Here is a 20,346-nt window from a genome sequence, read left to right on the forward strand (position 1 = left end):
GTGGTATCATGAAATCATCATCATTTTTCTTTATTCTGGCAATTCTCTCGACGGGCTTGATTTATCCAGCGATTGCCGCGTCCGTCGTGTACGAGAACAACTCTCTTGTCATCAGAGGAGTGCCGGACGACGGCATCGGCCTTGGTGCATTTGATATTGTTCTCCTTTATCCGGAGGATGTTCAGGTATCGGGCGTCACGCTCGTCCCTCCGTTTACAGGTGCTGTCAACGATCAGCAGGAAGGGAGAGTGGTCCTGGCCGGGTTCCAGGTCTCTGACGTACTCACCGGCGATGTTCCTGTGGCTTCACTGACGGTCGCGGGCGACCCCGATTCTCTGGATATCAAAGTGCGTTCTCTGCTCAATCAGAGAACTGAAGAAATTCTAAGAACCAATGCCGATTATTCTGAATCTGTATCGCCGTCAGATGGAGGATCTGATGGTTCAGGGGTTTCTTCAGGATCTCAGACCCCTGTGACTTCCGGGGTTGAACGGAGTACAGGGACTGGATCATCCGGAACATCATCAGGGAAGGTGATTGAGAGGGAAGGCACCGAGGTTGCTATAGATTCTCAATTAAAGTCGGTTATGGGATCAGATGAAAACACCACGCCGACACCGGATGTTCCAGTTTCAAGCCCTTCAAATCCTGTAAAAGAAACGACCCCCCAGAGGTCTCCCCTTTCGTGGGGGACCATATGCATGTCTGTTGGTGTGCTTTGTATTGGAAATCGAATTTTATCAAAAATGAAGAGGTGCGATGATGCATAAACTCAGATTGTTAGTACTTTCAGGTCTGTTGCTGCTGTGCTGTCTTGGAACGGTGCAGGCGGCCGGAACTGGAATGATTTACGTCACTAATGTTACGGACATTAACTCGACAGAACCTGGTACGGTTCATCTTTATCTGGATAACCGGTTTGATCCCCCGGCTGCGGCCTACAATGTCCGGTTGATCTATGACGACACTGTCATCTCCTATGTTGACGGGGTGAAAAAGAATGCCACGAACATCAACCCGACGGGCAATGTCATCACGATCAATGGTATTGAGGCAATCGGGTATCCTGCCGGTCCGGTATGGTTGGCTGATCTGAGATTTGGTGCGGTTGCCGATCCTCCGGATGGAGGTTCGTCCTCTGTTAACATTACTGTGAATACAGTGGGAGATACTGACATCACGGATGTGAAGGCAAATGTAACCGTTCGGAACGGTACCGTCACCACCCGTGACGAGGTCGCCCCCAATGTCACCATCGCCACCCCCACGACAGTCTCCTCCACCTTTAACGTCGCCGGTACGATTCACGACGTCGGCGGCATGGGCACGGCGATTGCTTACCTCGACAACGGCACGGTTAACGAGACCGTGGACCTGATGCCCCTCACCCGGACCGCCGCCGACACCTGGACCTTCGACACCGCGGTCACCTGGCCGGTTTACGAACCGGTGACCATCAAGATTTCTGCCACCGACGTTGCCGGCAACACCGCCGTGCCCCTGCAGACGAAGGTGGTCCAGGTCTCCGAGGTAGGTTTCTCCGACCCCGAACCGACCGGTTACATCAACAGGCAACCCGACAAGATCCAGGTCTTCACCCGGCGGATGAATCCCACCTCGGTCACGATGACCCTCACCGGGCCTGCGACGATCCCGCTCGACGTGACCTTCGATGGCGACTATGCGCAGAACATCTCCGTTCCCACTCTCGCCGATGGAACCTGGTATGTGAACGCCACCGGTACCGACACGCCCGGTGGGAATCCCCGCTATCTCAACTGGAGTTTTGTCCTCGACACAGTCCCGCCGGTGATCAACGCCTTTACCATCACCGACACCGACGGTGACGGTTACCTCGAATCCGGCGAAGTGCTGAACTTCAACTGGGACGTATCCGGTGCGGGCGTCGTCCTCCTCATGGACAACGTCACCCATGAGGTCTTCTTCGCTTCGACCGATGCCATCGGCACCAACCATACGACCATCGACGTCGGCAACCGCGACATGGTCTTCGTCGCCTTCGACGAGGCTGCAAACGCTGCGTATGTGCCTTTCCATCTGTATTACAACTACATGGCGTGGATCAACTCCACCAGGATCGGCACGGTCTCCGGCATCGACACCAACCTCTCTGCGGTGCGCCAGCTCGACCTGACCGCGCAGGGCTCGGTCGTCTTCTACAATGCCCGCGACGTTCCCTCCGTTCCGATCGGCACGGTTAAAAGGACGGCAACAGGGGTCGGCCAGGTGACGAGCGACACTTATGTTGCGGTCGACAACACCGTCAATGCCACCTATACCGGCGCCGACACCTATGACTGCGTCTGGACCTACAACCCGTGCAGCGATCTTGACTTCCTCGTGCAGGCGCCCAACATCAATGCCGCGAACATCATAGTCCTGGAGGCAAACGAGAGTTACCTTGCTCAACTGGCCAGAGAAGGCGAGTCCGCACGCGACACGATCAATTACAACGACCTCATCCAGAAAGAGGCCTGGATCTTCATTGACGGTGGGTACACGAAGATCAAGGTCAATCCTGATGGCACCTTTACTCAGCCTGAAAAGGCCGGCAACCCTCTGATCGTCGCGGCATCTGGCAATATCATCGACACCCTCCGTATTGCCGATAACCAGGTCAACCTGACCGCCGGGTACTGTCTGGGCACCCAGGGTCTTCCTGTCATCAAACTCCCGGCCGGTGACTTTGCCCTGGTCGCCATCAGCATGGACGGCGACCGTATCGGTGTCATCACCGGGATGCCCTTCACCGTCATGGAATGCGCCGAAGTGGGCACAGTGCCTGCATCGGTGACCCGCGGCACGCCCTTCACCGCCGCCTTCCCATCCGAGTGCGATCGCATTGGTACGGTCGTCATCAGGCATGCCACCTGGGACGCCGATGTCTGGGTCAACGCCAGCACGATTAATCATGATTCGGTCAGTGTGAACCTGACATACGACGGTGTCCCGGCCACGCAGCACCTCTATCACAACATCTATACCAGCCCCAACGCGGCCGCGTACGCCTATGCCACAAACGCAAGCTCGGTCTCGGTCCCGACCGACAACCTCTGTGCCGGCACCTATGATGTCCACCTGGTCGCCGTCTGTGAAGAGAACGGCACGGTCAGATCCTACGGCTACCACCAGATCGCGGTGCAGAACCCCTGCGCCCCGGTGGCCGCCTTCAGTGCCGACCCGATGACCGGCTTTGCCCCGCTCACCGTGAACTTCACCGACGAGTCCACCGGCCACATCAACACATGGTACTGGGAGTTCGGTGACGGCACCACCTGCTGGAATCCCAATCCGGCCCTCCACACCTTCAAGAACCCCGGCACCTATCAGGTGAACCTGACCGTGTGGGGCTATGGCGGTAGCAGCACTACTTCAAAGCAGATCGTCGTCATATCCCCAACGCCGGTCGCAAACTTCAGCGCAACACCGAAAAGCGGGAATGCGCCGCTCACGGTGACCTTCACCGACAGATCCACCGGCAACATCACCGCCTGGGCATGGGAGTTTGGTGACGGCTCCACCTGTGGCAATCAGAACCCCTCCCCCCATACCTACAACGCCACGGGCACCTATCAGGTGAACCTGACGGTGACCGGCCCCGACGGCAGTAACACTGCATCCACGGTGATCACGGTGACCGATGTGGCCGCACCGATCGCCAGTTTCACCGCAACGCCGACGAGCGGGTATGCGCCGCTCACGGTGACCTTCACCGACAAATCAGTAGGGAACATCACCTCCCGGTTCTGGGACTTCGGTGACGGCACCAACTGTACCCAGGAGAACCCGACTCATGTCTTTAATTCGGTCGGAACCTACACGGTGGGCCTGACCGTGACCGGTCCTGGCGGTGCTAACGCCACCTCCACGACGATCACCGTCAGGAAGAGGTCTTCAGGCGGTAGTGGTGGAGGAGGGGGCCGTTCCTCTCCCCCGACCCAACCGATCGGCCCCTCGGCCCCTGTTGCAGATCTCTGGGCCGCCTTCGCTCTGAATGGTGCGAACTTCACGACCACGGATGGAACCCAGACCTTCTCGATCGACCTCGATGAGGCGGGCAGGATCAAAATCGAGGGTGATATCATCACCTTCAAGAAGAACGGTCTGATCATTGAGATATTGGCGTCTGATCTCAAGAAGACCGGGAACACCATCATCGGCACGGTCAAGTCGGTGAAAGTCAGGGCCGACCCGCTTGAGACCGAAGTTGAGGGTCTCGGGAATGTTTCCGCACGATTCACTGCAGATTTCCCGTCCTTCCCGTTGAACGGCACCCTCCATGCCACACTGGTCGAGAACGTCACTGAAAATGTCTCCTCGGCCTACAGTCTCGCCCTCCTCGACAAGGGGTTCGAGGTCTCCGAGATCGCCTATACCATGAAGGTCGTCAAGAAGGGTATCGGGAAGAGCGGTCCCGCGACGATCACGATGACCGTCCCGCCCGAGTGGGTGACGGCCCGCGGCGGCGTTGAGCAGATCCGGATCCTCAGGCTGGCCGACGACGGCACCACCCAGGTGCTTGAGACGGTCTTCAAGGGCTATGATGCCAACGGCCACTACATCTTTGAGGCGGTCTCTCCTGACGGTCTCTCCGAGATCGGGCTGGTGGCGGTGACCGCGTCGACCGGCGTCACGGTGCGGCCCACCGATGTGGGCGTCGGCGTGGAAACCCCTCCGACGCTCCCGGCCGGCGAGACGCCCACTGACGGGGGTCTCCCGGTCGGTGTGATCGCCGTGCTCCTGGTGGCCATCGTCGCTATCGCTGCGGTCGGCTACTATCTGCAGAAGAAGGAATAATCTCTCTTTTTTTCCGCTCTGTTAAATTACACATGAGTCGAGAGTGCGCCTTGAGCATGCCGTATGAACAATTGTTCTGAGCAGTGCTTTGGGGTGTGGAAGGATTCTTGATCCCTCTCAATCGCGACCGGGCGGCGGGGAGGACACCACTCAATCGCCGCTCATCGGCTATCTTCGTCGTGGTGGTTTCTCCCCCCGGTGCGAGAGAGTGAAAAAAATATCTTCGTTTTTCTGTGGGACAGTCTGTCTGATCGACGTGCCCTCCCACTCCATACGCGCCGGGGGCTCTGCCCCCGGACCCCTGGGATGGCGAAAGGAGGAGGGAAAGGCAGATGATGCATGCTCACGCCGGGAGAGAACCCGATCGCCACAGGATCTCTGGCATATTCTTCATAAGAACCGCGGTGTCGCCAGGTTTCACCACCTTTTGCGCGCTCCTGCTATGGAGAGGATGCCCACGACCGCACCGATCGCCGGGAGGATGCCGGCAGGTGTCTGGGTGGGGGTGGCGGTTGTGGTCGGTGTTGTCAGAGAGGCTGTCTCTTCATGGGTGTTCGCCTGGCTTTGAACGGTGGCTGCCGTCGTGACCGTCGCTGTAACCGGGGCATAGGTCATCAGGGCATAGGTGCCGGTGGTTGTGATCGTGGCCGAGATCTCTTCGCCGTTGATGCTGGAAGGGAGCGGTTTCCACGTCCCTTCGGCATATCTGGCCAGGAAAAGGGTATATGCCTCTGGTTCGGCTGCGATATTTTTCGGGAGCCTGAAGATGAGGGATGCCTCCGGGGAGAAGGTCTTCTCTTGAGGGGTCAGGGTGTATGCGCCGGTGATGGCCTGCCAACCCTCCGGCACCTCCGCGACCTTCACGTTGAGGACGGAAATGCAATCTGTAGCCTTCCCGGTGACACGGACGACACCGTCGACCGAGCGCTGCTCGGGGGTTGGGGTCTTGGTCACCCTCTCACCGACATTGCTGTGCCCGCTCGGAATGCCGGGGTTTGAAGGTTGTGTCGGGGTGACGCCCCCTCCGATGGTGATCTCTCTGGAGAGTTCCTCGTTCCCGTTCACCAGGGCGGTTATGGTGACCGAACCATCGGTGATCCCGCCGATCTTAAAGGAGATCTCTGAGTCATCCGGCCCCTTTTTCTCGCCGGTCAGGCTCATGCTCGTCCTGATGTCGGTGCTCTTCTCACCGGCCGTGCCGCTGAGGGCGAGGTGTTCGTAGGTTCCGGCACTGATGTTGTAGTGCTGGGTGGTCGAGTACCGCCCGTCTTCGTCGGCCAGATCGCCCATGCTGTAAGTTGCCCCACTTGTCTTCACTTCAAGTGTCGTACTCCGGGTGTGCTCGGTGCTGGCGGTGATCGTCGAGTCTTTGAGGCTGATGGGCATCACAAACTCTTCGGTCCTGAAGACGAATTTCGAACCGGGGTCGACTGCAAATGCGGCGTCTATCCTGAGGGAGAATGATGCCCCATCAGGGATTCCCTGCAGATCGACGGTCACCGTCCCACCCTCCTGGACAGTGTCAGGTGAGGCCGAGACTCCTATTGCGCCCGCTCCTGCAGGGAGGGTGCAGAGTAAACAACATATGAAAAATGTTGAAACACTTCTTATCAATCAGATCACCACTAGATTTACCATATTTTTCAGATCTAGTTTTGAGTACAAATAAAAAAACATATCACTATTGAAGATATATTATTGCCCTATCATGAATGCTGTACGATTTCTGGACCAATGGAGTCCTTTAATCTTCATAGGGCTTCTATTCCTCCTATTCGTGCCGGCATCAGCAACGGCCGCTGAGAGTGGCATGACGGTGACACTCGATAAGGTCTATAACGAGAAGGGGATGAATGTCTCCTCCATCGAAGTCCTGGATCTTGCGAACCCGTCAGTCTCGAGGGCCGAGTTGTTGTCGACGGATGGTACTGACATCAAGACGATCACCGCACCAGAGGTGCGATACTTCACCCGTTCCTTCAACAAAGAGACAGTGACAGTGCGCGGGGTAACGATCACCCTCAACAGCGCCCTGAGAGATCCGGTGTCGATCGGCACGGCGAAGGTGCAAGTCTACACAACCCCCCATGTCCCGACTCCGAAGTTGGTCGTGCCCGGCGAATCCGGTAATCCCCTTCTCGCGAAGTACAACAATTCCTTCGCCTGTCCCGAGGAACCGGTTGGCCTTGATGACCTGCTGAGCGCCTCGGAGTGCGGGTATCTCTACGCGGCAGACGGTATCGCCTATGCCAATCCTGAAACTGGGACGTATGCTATCAGCGGTACGGTCAATGGCGATAAGAACGACCTTGGCTTAACTCTGACCAGCAACGAGGTCGACCTCTCATCGTTCTCTGCCGACCCCGCACGTTCAGGGATGATGTCCGCCCCGACCCCAGGGAAGTACGCCCTGACGGCAGTCCAGTACCTCCCCACCGATGAGAAGGTACGGGTGCTTGCTTCGTACCCGGTCGTGATCCTGAACAAGGACATCTCCCTCACCATGAACGGCAAGGCCGCGGACTCTTCCTTCTATGCCGCCAAGGCCGGTGACGTCGCTCTCTCCTTCCAGGACCGCACCGGCGTTGCCCACACCTCCTACCTGATCATCAAGCAGGGCACGGCCTATGACCTTGATGCGGCGGTCGATGTCGATGCGCTCGTCAGCGATGCGAAGACGCACATCGATACGGTCTCCCCGTCAACGCCTCTCCTCGATATCCTGACCTGGGGTGTCAACCATGAGGTCGGGAAGGACCGGCCGGTGACTTACACGGTCAGGGCCGTGGGCAAGACGGCGACGCCGAGCACTACGTGGTCTGATGTCGCCATCACGCCTGGTTACGGTTGCTCTGGATATGCCGCAGCCTCGGCGGCGACGGTCCCGAAGGCGGCCCTCAACACCCTGGGCGTGGGTGCCTACTCGGTCTACGCCGTCGGGCTCAATGTCGACCATGACGTCGTCGCCATCGACCGGAAGACCATCACTGTGAAGAAAGAGTCTTCAGGCGGCGGTGGCGGCAGTGGTGGCGGTGGCGGGAGCCCCCAGCCTCCTGTTCGGCCTGACACGACCGGGCCGTCCACCCCCGGAGCAGATCTCCATTCCGCCTTCTCCCTGAGCGGTGCGACCTTCGAGACCGCGGGAGAGGCCCAGACCTTCTCGATCAACCTCGGTGAGGCAGACCGCGTCAAGGTCGAGGGCGATATCATTACCTTCAAGAAGAACGGTCTCCTCTTTGAAATGCAGGCGTCCGATCTCAAGAAGGACGGGAACACCGTTACCGGCACGGTTCAGTCGGTGAAGGTCAAGGCCGACCCGCTTGAGACCGAGGTCGGAGATCTTGGTGATGTCTCGGCACGGTTCACCGCAGAGTTCCCGTCCTTCCCGGTGAATGCTACGATAGGTGCCACTCTGGTCGAGAACGTGAGCGAGAACGTCGCCTCGGCCTACAGCCTCGCCCTCCTTGACGAGGGGCTCGATGTCTCCGAGATCGCCTACACCCTGAAGGTCACCAAGAAGGGTATCGAGCAGTGCGGCGCTGCGACGATCACGATGACCGTCCCGCCCGAGTGGGTGACGGCCCGCGGCGGCGTTGAGCAGATCCGGATCCTCAGGCAGGCCGACGATGGCACCACCCAGGTGCTTGAGACGGTCTTCAAGGGCTATGACACAGACGGCCGCTACATCTTCGAGGCTGCCTCCCCTGATGGTCTCTCCGAGATCGGGCTTGTGGCAGTGACTGCGTCGACCGGTGTCACCGTGCGGCCCACCGATGTGGGTATCGGCGTGGAGACCCCCTCGACGCTCCCGGCCGGAGAAGCAGGTGAAGGCCTCCCGGTCGGCGTGATCGCCGTGCTCCTGGTGGCCATCGTCGCCATCGCTGCGGTCGGCTACTTCTACATGCAGAAGAAGGAATAATCTCTCTTTTTTTCGCTCAGTTGAATCAGGCACGAACCCCGGGTTCAAGCATACGTGATGAAAATTTCTCGTTGCAGTTCTCCTGAGTGGGGAGGGATACTTGATTCCTCTCCTCGCAACAGGACACCTGAAGGATACTGTTCAACTGCCGCCCCCCGGTGCGAGACGGCGGTGAAGATTCTGCGGTCGGGGCGGCACGCCTGATCATCATGCCTTCCCCCATCTTCACGCCGGGGGCGTTGCCCCCGGACCCCCGGGACGAAGATAGGAGCGGGAAGGCAGAGGGCCGGATCTTTCTGATGGCGGTTTTTTTCTCCGTATATCAGGTATAAGAGAAATCTGTGTGTTCAAATTCTCATCCATAACTCCAGAATTGAACGTCTGGATCATTTTCATGGCAAACTCTATTCTGGATTGAGCATAGTGGGAGAGAGATTACTCGAACCCTACGCGCAACCGATAAAGGATATGGTGCGGCAAATTCTTTCTTCAGGATTTTGTGCTCTGCCCTCCCTGCCCCGCCGACCGGTCACTCTCCTTTTTCACCCTGCCCTCCCTCTTCGCCGTCCAGGAGCAACCGTATCCACGCCAGCGCAAGCCCGGCCGCGACGATGACCAACCCGCAGAGGGCGATGTCGGCCGGGGCCTGAAGATGAGTGACCGCCCAGGGGAGAGGGAGGAGTCCTGAGAGAATGAGGAGTGCGCCGACGAGGATGAGAAGTATGCCGATCGGGACGGCGATTCGCTCGACAAATCGGCCGGAATGGGATAAAATAGCATCTCGCCAGGATTTTTTCAGGAACAGGAAGCCGAACGAGATGATAACCAGGAGGAAGATCCATTCCGAAGGCTCGGAGAGTTCGGCCATGACCAGATCCTGGAAGGTGGTGGTGTCGGCGCCGCCGGAGAATGGCCCGAGGAAGGGGTAGAACCAGTTGACCGGTTCGCTCCACATGGTATCCAGAACCTGGTGGGATCCGATCCCAACGGCGAGGGCGAGTACGATGCCGTTGCGATACCTCCAGAAGAGAAGTGCGCCGACGAAGGCGACGACGGAGAGGACGATGAGGGTGTGGGTGTAGATCCGCCCGTATCCCAGGGAGTCAGCGAGGAAGATGTGTCCCAGCGGCTTGTCGATGAGGTCAGGGAGGATCGCCCCGAAGGCGCAGGCCGGCACGGCCCGCAGGTCCTTGAGCGGCCGGGCAAGGAGGAGACCGAGAACGACCCCGGCGGCAAGGTGGCAGAGGAGGAACATCTCTCGTACCCGTGAGTTGACTCTATATGTACTTTCTTCATCCGGTCGACGCCGGCCGGTTCGTCAGCTATAAGAGCGAGCGAGGGGAGATCTACTGAACAGTCGCCCTGCCGCCCCCTCCCCCTACGACAGGGCCTCTCCTCCTGGGGGAGTCTATCGGAGAAGAGATAGATGAGCACCGAGGTTATCAGGCTGGAACATGTGCGGAAAGTTTATCCGCGGCTTGCCGGAGACGTCGTCGCCCTTGACGACCTCTCCCTTACGATCGAGGGGGGTGAGTTCGTGGCCGTGATGGGCTCATCCGGATCGGGCAAGTCTACGCTCATGAACCAGCTCGGCTGCCTCGATGTCCCGACCTCCGGCAACCTCTGGATCTCCGGAAAAAACGTAGGTGAGATGAGCGACTTCGAACTGACCGAACTGCGCCGCGACACTATCGGGTTCGTCTTCCAGAAATTCAACCTCATTCCGGTTCTAACAGCGCGGGAGAATGTGGAGATCCCTCTCATCCTCAAAGAGAAACATCGGGACACTGAGGGCCGGGCCGAGGCCCTCCTCAGGACCGTCGGGCTCGAAGGCGAGGTGATCACCCACACCCCGGCAGAACTCTCCGGCGGTCAGCAGCAGCGGGTGGCCATCGCCAGGGCCCTGGTCAATGACCCGAAGATCCTTCTCTGCGACGAACCGACCGGGAACCTGGACTCAAAGACGAGCACGCAGATCATGGATCTCCTGGCCACTCTCCACCGTGAGGGTCGGACGGTGGTGATGGTCACCCACGACCAGGCCACCGCCGGGTACGCCGACCGGATCGTGACCATCTCGGACGGGCGGGTGGTCTGAGTGGCCTCGTCAGGGATCCTCTTCGACATGGCAAAGAGAAATGTCAGGCTTCACCTGGTCAGGTCGCTCCTGGCGGCGGTCGGGATCGTCATCGGGGTGCTGGCCATCACGGCGATGGGGATGATGGGCGCCACCCTCCAGCAGGCGGTCACCTCTGACCTCTCTGCGGGGGCCGATAGCCTGGTGGTCTATCCGAAGATCTCGGCGGCCGAAGGCGGCGGGATCACCGAGCGGCAACTGCGGGATATCAGGATGGCCGCCGGCCCGAACCAGGTGGTCCCGCTCATGACAGGATCAGACCGGATCGCCGTCGGTTCTGAGAACGGGTATGCCCAGGTCTATGGGCTTGACCCCGGCGACCTGGACGCCGTGGCCGAGGTGGAGGCCGGGGTCGCCTTCAGGGGGAGCGGGGGCGCCCTCGTAGGCCCGACGCTCGCCCGTGAATATGATATGCGGGTGGGGACCAGGCTTATTCTGGGCAAAGTGGGAGAGGAGCGGACAGTGCGGGTCGTCGGGATCCTGAAGGAGTCCGGGTTCTCCGGGACGATGATGACCGACAATGCAGTCCTGGTTCCTGAGCGATGGTATACGAGTGCGTACGGGGACGACGGCTACGACATGGTTCAGGTGGTGGTCAGGGATCTCGGTGAGATCGATCGGGTCAAGGAACGGATCGAGGATAGACTGAACCGCCGGGAGGAGACGGTGACAGTCTGGGACTCCCGGGCCTTCCTGGAGATGATCCAGCAGGCACTGGGGAGCATATCCCTCTTTGTCATGGCCATAGGGGGGATTTCCCTGGTGGTGGCGGCGGTGAGCATCTTCAATGTGATGTTGATGTCGGTCAACGAACGGGTCAAGGAGATTGGGATTCTCAGGAGTGTGGGTGCACAGAAACACGAGATCACCCTGCTGTTTCTGTACGAGGCCGCGATCCTCGGACTGGTCGGTGCCGGGGCCGGCGCCCTCCTCAGTCTTGGGGCCGGGTACCTCCTGGTGATCCTGATGGTCCAGGACACGACCTACTTCTTCACGGCCCAGACTCTCCTCTATGTCCCCTTCGGGATGGGGGTCGGCGTCGTGATCTGTCTGCTCTCCGGCGTCTACCCGGCGCTGCGGGCGGCCGGTCTCAACCCGGTCGAGGCGCTTTCCGCCGAGTGACCGGGAGAAAATGGGTTGGATTCCGGGTCCGGTCAAGATCCTTCGGCGAGGATGCCGATATACCCCTGGACCTCCTCGCTCTCTTTCCTGAGCACTTCTTCAGCGGCCCGCCGGCCGTCGTCATGACCAAGTCTGAGCAGGCACGCAGCGGCCGTCCACCTACAGAAGTTGTCGGTGTCGCTCAACGCCCTGATCAGTGCCTCCACCGCCCGCTCGTCACCAATCTCTTCGAGGGCCCATGCGGCCGCGGTCCTGGTCTCCGGCGTCCCGATGTTGAGAGCTTCGATGAGGGGTTCGACGGCCGGGTTCCCTGCTCTGGAGAGTCCCATAGCCGCTTCCCAGGTCTCTTCGCCCTGTCCCTCCAGGAGGATCGGAACCAGGTATTCAACGCCTTGTTTCCCATTTTTTCCAAGTTCCCATGCTGCGGTGAGTCGTTCGTGGGCAGTGCCTTCTCTGACAAGTCGGGCCAGTCCCTCGAGGTCACCGGTTGATAGTAGTCTCTCGATGGTTCTCATGGTTCTCCTCGCTGTCCGCAGTATGCGGCGGCCCCTTCTCACACGCTGTTCGGTTATCAATATTTGCGAGGAGGTGCCGGGTGGCGGTACTGCCATGCAGGAGGGCCATGCAACCAGTACGAAGAGTATATATCTTGGGGGTGTGCAGTCACCATGGGGACCTCCGGACCCCGGGTGAACTCTATGAGTGACATCAACATCCATATCCCCTTCCCCTTTGACGATGACGGATATATCGAGAGAAAATGTCCGACATGCGAGCGGACCTTCAAACTGCAACTGGACGAGATCGAGATCGAACGGATATCCAGGGCACGATTGAACTCTTTTCATCTCCTCAACTCGAACCGACTCTATACTCTGGAGGAGGACGAGGGCCATGAGTCCACATGCCCATACTGTGGATATTCCGCCCCGGTGACCCATTGGTGGACATATGAACAGCGCAGTTACATTCAAGTCTATGCGAGCATGGTGATCCAGGAGATCCTCCTGCGAGACCTTGCGGCACGGCGCGCGGAGGGGGCAGGTCATTCGAGAGGAACTTATACCACTCGCCTGAACCTGAGGGGGGTGCAGAACCTCCCGCTCCCGGTACCCTGAGCGGGTACGGCTATACTTTTCTTATTTTTTCTGATCTGTTGAATCCTCTTCTGGGGAGGGTGAGTCATGGGCCGACCACACCCCGCCCCCGCGTGCCTGATAGGAGAGGGCGGCACCACGCTCTTCATAATCTCGTCCTGGCAATCGCTATGGCCGTGCACTTCTTCGCGCGAGGATGGGGATGGCGTAGGATCAGAGAGGTACGAAAAAAGTATGAAGGTCTCTACACCGTCATGTTCTCATCTCTTTTCGGCCTCCTAACCCCCGCCGCATCCAGAGGTAGGCCACGACCGCGAGCACCTCGGCGATCGCCACAAACCCGATGATATGAGTGACCGAAACCTCGTAGAGGATGCCCATCACCGTGCTCCCGAGAAACCACCCGGCGCCGTAGACTGCATAGATGAGACCGAAGGCCTGGCCCCGCACGTCGGTGGTCGTTCGGTCGGCGAGGGCGGCCCGCATCACGGTCTCATGCAACCCGATCCCGACACCCCAGATGGCGGTTCCGGCGATGACGAGAGGGACCGAGCCACTGAAGGCGAGGAAGGGGATGGCGAGGTTGACACACGGGATGAAGAGAAGGGCCCGTGTCCCGACGCGGTCGTAAGTCCAGCCAATGAGGAGGGCGATGGCAGTGGAGACGGTCATGGCGAGGGCATAGACAAGGGGGATCTGGGGGTCGGTGAGGAGACCCTGCACCTTGATGTGATACGAGATGAGGGGGAAGCTGGCGAACCCAGCCATCGAAAGGAAGAGAAAGGTGGCGAAAGGGACGAACCGGCGTGGGTCGATGTTCCGCTCCATCTCGTTCCTCTCGAAGACACCGGGTATGGGGGCAGTGTGTTTACCTATAAAGAGGAAGACGAAAAGGAGGGCGATCGGAAGAGTGAGCAGGGCGAAACCCGCCTCATAGCCTGCCCCCCAGAGGACGGCGGCAGAGAGAACGAGGGGACCGATGATCGCACCGACCTGGTCGAGGGCCTTGTGGACGCCGACACCCCAGCCGCGCCCGACCCGGAAAGAGGCAAGGGAGATGATGGTGTCACGTGCCGGAGCCCGGATCGCCTTGCCGACCCGTTCGGTGATGATGAGGACGGCGGCGGCCTCCCAGGTAGCGGCGACGGCGAGAAAGGGGATGGCGATCAGGAGGCCGTACCCGATATAGATGGTCCGCCAGTAGTGTCTGGTCTGGTCTGAGTACAGCCCGGTGAGTGCCCGGAGGCCGTACCCGGTGAACTCCCCGATCCCGGCGACGAGTCCGACGATGGCGGCCGACCCGCCGAGGGTGAGGAGGTAGGGGCCGGTGACACTCCGTGCGCCGTTCGAGACGATGTCACCGAGGAGGCTGACGACCCCGAGAATGAGAATGATCCTGAAGGCGGTCTGCCGCCGGGCCGCACCTGACGGCGGGCGGTCCTCCTGCATGGGGGTGAGGTGGGGAATGGAGGGGAAATAAGTTGCTCTCTCTCACTTTCACGCCCCGCCCCCGATCCCTTCATCTCTTTCCGGTGCCCATGAAGTCTCAAAGACCATGCCCCTCTATCAGATAGAGCACCGCGACCCCCGCCTCGGCACCACAGTGCTCGCTTCGTCTCAGGATCTTGCCGGCGCCCATGCCGAGCGGGTGCGCCTGGCCGCGGTCTTCGGCTATTCAGAACTGCGGCTCAGGAAGGTCTTCGGGACCGCCTTTAGATCGGCTCCAGGTACCAGCGGTAGGTGAAGGTCACGCGCTCTCCGACTTCTTCGCCGTACACCGCACTCGTCCAGGTGCCCGGGGCGACTCTCCCATTGCGGGTGAGACTCAGCCTCACTGCCTGGTCCTCTTCTCCATCGTCTTCGTCTCTGAATCTGAAGACCGAACCATCCGGCCCGGAGATGAGAAGGAGAAGAGAACTCTCATTGTCGTCCCATTTCAGGTCGATCGATGTCCTGGCGGTCCCTGTCGGAACGCCGGTCGCAAAAAAGGCATAATCATCCCCGGCGATCTCTCCTCTGTACTCCTCGTCCACCCTGGCCCCCCCATCCTCTCTGCTCTCTATGGCGTACTGCCCACCAGCCCTGTGCCCTGCACCATCCCCGTCCATTGCGAGGAGGCAGAGGTCGGTCCCACCTCGCCGCCGTTCGGTCCAGAGAAGGAGGTCGCCAGAGAGGGAGGGGGAGGGTTCTTTCATGGACCTGATCTCCTCGAGACTGGTTGACCCTGATCCGGTGAGGTCTGTGAGGCGGACCTGCCAGATGCCGTCGCCGCTCTCTCTCTCCTGCCAGACGATCATGTCTCCCGAGACGACCGGTCGATTCTGTTCTCCCGGTCCGGCGGCGAGCGGCTGTTCCTCGCCGGTGGCCAGGTCGGTGAGGTAGATGTCGGCGGTGCCGTCCCGCCAATCTTCCCAGACAACGACCGAGCCTGAGAGCCAGGGTCGACGCTGATCGCCAGGGGCGGTGCAGACCGCGGTCTCGGTGCCGTCGGTGAGGTTATAGAGGAAGATGCCACTCTCGCTGTTCTGAGTTCTTTCATACACGAGACGGTCCTCTCCGACGACAGGGTGCCCCTCGCTCCAGTTATTTGCCGGGAGGAGGAGGCGTTCCCTTTCCGGTCCGGTGAGCCAGGCCCGACCGGCACCGTCTGTTTCGATCCAGGCGATGCGGTCGCCCTGCACCGGGACGCCCCCGGTCCTGCGTGCGGTCAGCGTCCCACCCGCCGGATCATAGGTGAGGATGTCCCAGTCCCGGTGTCCGGGAGCGTACCAGACGACCAGACCGTCGCAGAGGACCGGGTCGACTCCGGCAGGTGCGCAGGGAACGAGGAGGAGAGGGTGACTCTCAGGGAGGACGCGGAGGGTGGCCGCGCCGCTGCCTGTACTTGCTGCCTGGCCAGGGGCGGCAAGGACAAGGAGAAGGGCGAGCAATGCCGCGGCCCGGCCGCGGCGGTTCATCGCCGTCCCGTCCCGGCCGCAGAGATTAAAGCGACGAGTGCGGCGGCGACACCAAAGCCAGGTGCCTGCGGTGTGGTCTCTGCAGACTGCGGCACAGTGTCTTCGGACATGGGGGTATGCAGGCTCTCAGTCTCTTTCACCGTGGGTGTAGTCAGATTCAGGAATTCTGGCGCCGGCAGAGTTGTCTCCTCTCCGGTGACAAGGTCGTACACCATGATCTCGTTCCTGTCCCTCCCCCTCTCGATCCATGTTACCCGGTCGCCCGAGATGGCGGGGGAGATGAACGCCCCTTCTTTCGAGAGCAATGTCCTGACCTGTCGCTCTCCGGCGTCCAGGATGCGGAGGTGGTATGTCTTTCTGTCCCCCGTCTCCTGCCAGATGAACCGTCCGCCGTTGGCCTGGAAGCCCCGGAGTTCCGGCGTCCGGGCGACTTCTTCAGACCGATCACTCCCCGGAGTCCGCATCATCACCACATATTCGTCACCTGGCCTCTCGGCCCAGACAACATATCCCTCTGAGACGGTGGGCCACTCCAGCCACCCGATTTCGGTGGTGAACTGCTCTGTCTTCCCGGTCCTGGTATCGTAGGCGATCACCCGCGCATTGCCCTTTCCGTCATACTCCCCCCAGACAACAAGGCCGCCCGAGGTCCGGGGTTGGTATGGCTTCCAGCCTTCTTCAGAGGGGTAGACCTCTCCGGTCCCGGTGGCGAGGTCGTATCCGGCAACCGTCAGGCTGTAGTTGAGAGTGCGATCGTCTCGCTCCTTCCAGACGACGCGGTTCCCATCGACGGCGGGCATCCCCGGCCCCCGTTTCCACTCGGTCAGGCCCGTCTTTTCGCCGGTGGCGATGGTGTATGCAAAGATCTTCGTGTGGCCTGACGAACTATAGTTCTCCTCTTTCCCGACCCAGACGAGGTGATCGGTCGAGAGTGCCGGCGCCGAGTACGGGTCGAGGATCGTGCCGGCGTTGACCTGGGTGGTGGTGCCGTCCTCCATCGAAACAAGGTAGAGGTGGTCGGGGTCGATGGCCGGGTTGATCCAGACCAGACGGTCACCGGCGAGGGCGAGATATGTCGGGTCGTACTCCTGCCCCTGCACAGTCCTCTCCACGGTAGTGAGGATCAGGTTCCGCTTCTCGTCGATGAGGGTGAAAAGATGGTCGCCGGGGTTGAGGTGCCCGGTGTCGAGGACGAACGACCAGGTTCTGCCACCGTATCCCTCTTCGACCGTGATCTCCCCCTCTGCAACGATCTTCGCCGGGTCGGCCCCGGTCTCGATCCCGCCCTCTGTCAGTTCATAGGTGAGGACGGTGCCTGGCGCGAGGTTGGTGGTCCCCGAGACCGTGATCGTCTCGCCATGCTCCCAGACTCGGGGGCCGTCGACGTCTGCCCATGAGGGGTACACCGGTACGGTCAACCTGACGATCCCGTCGTCACCCTTCCCGGTCTCGAAGACGTCGGCCAGTCTCCCGGCCAGGCCGGGTCCGTGTCTGACGGAAAACCCGGCACCTTCGGGGGCGACGACCTCACCTCTTCCGTCATCTTCTTGGAAGGTGACCGCCGGTTGCCCATCTTCTCCGGCGTCCTGGACGAAAAGAGTGTAGCCCCCTGAGTCCGTGGCCGATTCAACGGTCCAGGAGAACCCTCCCTCCTCGTTGGTCTCCAGATGATCGCACATGAGTCGTCCCCCTTCCACTGCCCAGATCCACACTCCTCCTTCCCGGTCGGTCTGTCCGGTGACGGTGAGCACGTCGCCCGCAGCAAGGGCGTGGGTGTCTGCCGTAGCCTCGAGGTACGCCCCCACCGGCGCAACCATCCAGAAAATCGCGGTTATCCAGAGAATTCCAAGTATTTCCATTCTGTTCATCTGTTCACTCCCTCATCTCTCCTATCCGGGGGGCCGGGCCCGGTGTCCCACTCCTGATGTCGGCGATTGTGCTATAAACGATCTCTGTGTCTTCTCTCTCCGGGTCAGGGCCGATCAAGAACCTTTATGGTTGAAAAGGGGGTATGACCACCTATGCGACAGCACGGGGTCTTCTTCGTCCTTCTCATGCTCATGACTGTGCTACCGGCATCGGCGTTTTCCTCATATGAGGTCGCCCCCTGGGGCGGGGCTGTCCCTGACAGTGCCGGGGTCGTTCCGGTGCCGCTCGCGTGGTGGGAGGTGCCGATCCCGGTCCTCCTCCTCTTCTTCCTCCTCCCCATTCTTCCGGCATCTTTTTTCGGACTGTTCTGGATGCTGAAGGTCTGTGTGTCCCTGGGTTTCAAACAGGTGCATAGGGGAGCTCTGCTGGCCAACCGAACAAGGCGCCAGGTCTACGACCACATCAGGGCGCACCCGGGGATCGGGTTCGCCGTCCTGAGCCGCGACCTGGGGGTGAACCGCGGGACGATCAGGTATCACCTCGCCGTCCTCGAACAGTTCGGAGCAATTACGATCTGGAAGAACGGTCGGTCGGTGGGGTACTTTGAGAACTCGGGAAAATATTCTGAGTCGGAACGCCGGGCACTTGCGGGTCTGAGCGAGGCCGAACGGGAGATCTGCACGATTCTGGCGATTTCGCCGGGATCGACGAGGAGCGAGGTGGCGGCCAGTCTGGGGGTGGCCGGTTCGACCGTCTCCTGGCATGTCGGCAGGCTCGCACGCCGCGGGGTGGTGGCGGTGAAAAAAGAGGGGCGAGAGGTCAGATATGATCTCTGCCCGCCGGCATCTCTGGCTGTCAGGGAATGATCGGGAAGAGGTCGTCCTCGTCGACGATGTCGGCCCGCCGCACCTGGAGCGTTCGCATGGAAGTGGGGTCACCCTCGGCCTCGACCTCGCCGCACCTGATAAGGAAGAGGAGACGGGTGTACAGGAAGGCGTCGCTGCATTGGTGATATTCATCTGACGAGGCCCCGAGTGCTTCCCCGATGACCATTGCAGCGCTGGTCCAGTCCTCCGGAACGGCGTAGAGCACGTCCTCTCCGAGGGTGGAGGGGATGGTGGGGTAGAGTTGTCCCCGCCAGAGTGTCCTGACATCGTCCTCTTCATTTTTGAGCCTCTCCCAGCTCCGCAGGTAGAACGCGGCCTCGTCCTGCGTGAGATGTCGGGCGCGGTCGGTCTGGTCCCTGAGCCAGTCGGGCGTGAGTTCGCCGAGGCTGATCGGGATGACGCGGTCAGGGCCCTCGTCGGGCTCGTCCTCCCAGACGACGTCGACGCCCTCGGTGAGGTCGATGACCTCGAAGGCGCAGGGATCCGGTTCTCTGGAGAGGAACTCCAGGAACCCGGAATATTCAATGGCCGATCGTCTGGTGAACCAGACGATCCGGCGTGTGTCGCTGGGCCGGGTTTTGTCCCAGAAGGCGCGGATCCCGGGGAGGTCGTCCTGGTACCAGGGCTCGTATTCGGTGTCGGCATAGAGCGTCTCGAAGAAGACCTGTCTATCGGGATAATGGTAGGGGTTGATCGGACCGAGTGATAGGTCGTCTGCGAGAGCGGCGACGTGCTGATCGGGCATGTCTCTGAATGCTGCTTTGAGGCAGCCCCCGGCTGACTCGGTGAAGGCGATGTGCATGGTGTCGGTCATAGTGGTCTGCTCCGGTCTGGTCAGAGAACGTGTGAGATCAGGTGTGATCCGCGGAGGGAAGAGGATTATGGGTTTGGAACGGAACAGAAAGTTTATCTCCAGGTTTGGTTCCGGGTTTTTCCTGTGGGGGTGTGGGCCGGAGGAGAGAGTGGTTTCTGGCTCGCCTTCTCTTCATGATCTCCCCGCCGCCTTCCGTCCCTATCTTCATCTCGGGGGTCCGGGGGCAACGCCCCCGGCGCGAGTGGTGGGAAGGCAGGATGATCCGACATGCCGCCCCCATTTAGACTCTTCACCGCAATCTTGCGCTGGAGAACTTTGCCCCCCGGAAACCCCTCACGAAAAGAGGATAGCCGAGGGGCGGTGATTGAACGAGATCCTCTCTGGTGTCGCGGCGCAAAGAGGGGGAATCCTTCCACATCTTGAAACGCTGCTCTGAGCAATGTTCAATCGCGTATGCTTGAGCTCAGGGTTCATGTTGAATTCAACAGAGCCGAAAAAAGTATCAGACATTTGAGTGATGATCGGGCACGAAGCCGTGTCCGAATGAAATTGGATTCTTGCGTTCAATCTGTATCTCTCGTGAAGAAGAGTGAATCCGAAGGCGCCGGGGGGGAGATTTGAACTCCCGAGGTGCGAGCACCAGTGGCTTTCGAGGCCACCGCCTTCCCGGACTAGACTACCCCGGCCTATTGCGGTAACCCTATCTGTCTGCTGCTCTGATAACCT

15 protein-coding genes and 1 tRNA gene are annotated in these 20,346 nt (G+C 60.2%); 8 read left to right on the forward strand and 8 right to left on the reverse strand.

Annotated elements, in window-relative coordinates; translation table 11 throughout:
- Positions 1-8: 8 nt before the first annotated feature.
- Together RJ40_RS08980 and RJ40_RS08985 are read left to right on the forward strand one after the other, a co-directional pair.
- A complete protein-coding gene (locus tag RJ40_RS08980; RefSeq protein WP_265580518.1) occupies positions 9-770 on the forward strand; it encodes a hypothetical protein in 762 nt (253 codons plus the stop codon).
- The gene (locus RJ40_RS08985) at positions 760-4,818 is read left to right on the forward strand and encodes a PKD domain-containing protein (protein WP_322743873.1); all 4,059 of its coding nucleotides are present in this window, start codon (positions 760-762) and stop codon (positions 4,816-4,818) included. Before RJ40_RS08980 ends, RJ40_RS08985 begins: the two co-directional genes overlap by 11 nt.
- A 417-nt stretch (positions 4,819-5,235) precedes the next feature.
- Here the strand turns inward: RJ40_RS08985 and RJ40_RS08990 are convergent, their stop codons facing one another.
- Positions 5,236-6,318 (reverse strand): hypothetical protein, encoded by a 1,083-nt coding sequence (locus RJ40_RS08990; RefSeq protein ID WP_265580519.1) that lies wholly within the window; start codon positions 6,316-6,318, stop codon positions 5,236-5,238.
- Positions 6,319-6,628: 310 nt separating this feature from the next.
- Here RJ40_RS08990 and RJ40_RS08995 point away from each other — a divergent pair, with 310 nt between their 5' ends.
- Positions 6,629-8,737, forward strand: a complete 2,109-nt coding sequence (locus tag RJ40_RS08995) for a hypothetical protein (RefSeq protein WP_265580520.1) — start codon at positions 6,629-6,631, stop codon at positions 8,735-8,737.
- A gap of 529 nt (positions 8,738-9,266) precedes the next feature.
- On the opposite strand, the gene RJ40_RS09000 is transcribed toward RJ40_RS08995, so the two are convergent.
- Positions 9,267-9,992, reverse strand: coding sequence for a metal-dependent hydrolase (locus tag RJ40_RS09000; RefSeq protein ID WP_265580521.1), 726 nt, complete (start codon positions 9,990-9,992; stop codon positions 9,267-9,269).
- Positions 9,993-10,163: 171 nt separating this feature from the next.
- Here RJ40_RS09000 and RJ40_RS09005 point away from each other — a divergent pair, with 171 nt between their 5' ends.
- Entirely contained in the window at positions 10,164-10,835 is a 672-nt protein-coding gene (locus tag RJ40_RS09005; protein WP_265580522.1) for an ABC transporter ATP-binding protein, read from the forward strand.
- Positions 10,836-11,996: an ABC transporter permease gene (locus RJ40_RS09010; protein ID WP_265580523.1), complete on the forward strand. Its 1,161-nt coding sequence runs from the start codon at positions 10,836-10,838 to the stop codon at positions 11,994-11,996.
- 32 nt (positions 11,997-12,028) lie between these two features.
- Here the strand turns inward: RJ40_RS09010 and RJ40_RS09015 are convergent, their stop codons facing one another.
- Positions 12,029-12,511 (reverse strand): HEAT repeat domain-containing protein, encoded by a 483-nt coding sequence (locus RJ40_RS09015; RefSeq protein ID WP_265580524.1) that lies wholly within the window; start codon positions 12,509-12,511, stop codon positions 12,029-12,031.
- A 183-nt stretch (positions 12,512-12,694) separates the two neighbouring features.
- Here RJ40_RS09015 and RJ40_RS09020 point away from each other — a divergent pair, with 183 nt between their 5' ends.
- Entirely contained in the window at positions 12,695-13,114 is a 420-nt protein-coding gene (locus RJ40_RS09020) for a hypothetical protein (RefSeq protein ID WP_265580525.1), read from the forward strand.
- Between the two features lie 231 nt (positions 13,115-13,345).
- Here the strand turns inward: RJ40_RS09020 and RJ40_RS09025 are convergent, their stop codons facing one another.
- Entirely contained in the window at positions 13,346-14,542 is a 1,197-nt protein-coding gene (locus RJ40_RS09025) for an MFS transporter (RefSeq protein WP_265580526.1), read from the reverse strand.
- A 106-nt stretch (positions 14,543-14,648) separates the two neighbouring features.
- Between RJ40_RS09025 and RJ40_RS09030 the strand changes: the two genes are divergently transcribed.
- Complete coding sequence (locus RJ40_RS09030) at positions 14,649-14,837, forward strand: hypothetical protein (protein ID WP_265580527.1); 189 nt, start codon at positions 14,649-14,651, stop codon at positions 14,835-14,837.
- On the opposite strand, the gene RJ40_RS09035 is transcribed toward RJ40_RS09030, so the two are convergent.
- Positions 14,806-16,050 (reverse strand): TolB family protein, encoded by a 1,245-nt coding sequence (locus RJ40_RS09035; protein WP_265580528.1) that lies wholly within the window; start codon positions 16,048-16,050, stop codon positions 14,806-14,808. The two genes, RJ40_RS09030 and RJ40_RS09035, sit on opposite strands and share 32 nt — an antisense overlap.
- Entirely contained in the window at positions 16,047-17,918 is a 1,872-nt protein-coding gene (locus RJ40_RS09040) for a PGF-CTERM sorting domain-containing protein (RefSeq protein WP_265580529.1), read from the reverse strand. The genes RJ40_RS09035 and RJ40_RS09040 overlap by 4 nt, the downstream gene beginning before the upstream one ends.
- Positions 17,919-18,071: 153 nt before the next feature.
- On the opposite strand from RJ40_RS09040, the gene RJ40_RS09045 reads away from it, so the two are divergent.
- Positions 18,072-18,785 (forward strand): winged helix-turn-helix transcriptional regulator, encoded by a 714-nt coding sequence (locus RJ40_RS09045; RefSeq protein ID WP_265580530.1) that lies wholly within the window; start codon positions 18,072-18,074, stop codon positions 18,783-18,785.
- Here the strand turns inward: RJ40_RS09045 and RJ40_RS09050 are convergent.
- Positions 18,775-19,620 (reverse strand): DUF3658 domain-containing protein, encoded by an 846-nt coding sequence (locus RJ40_RS09050; RefSeq protein ID WP_265580531.1) that lies wholly within the window; start codon positions 19,618-19,620, stop codon positions 18,775-18,777. The two genes, RJ40_RS09045 and RJ40_RS09050, sit on opposite strands and share 11 nt — an antisense overlap.
- A 602-nt stretch (positions 19,621-20,222) precedes the next feature.
- Positions 20,223-20,306: transfer RNA gene (locus RJ40_RS09055), tRNA-Ser, on the reverse strand.
- Between the last annotated feature and the right edge of the window lie 40 nt (positions 20,307-20,346).

Source organism: Methanofollis aquaemaris (genome assembly GCF_017357525.1).
Classification (GTDB): Archaea; Halobacteriota; Methanomicrobia; order Methanomicrobiales; family Methanofollaceae; genus Methanofollis; species Methanofollis aquaemaris.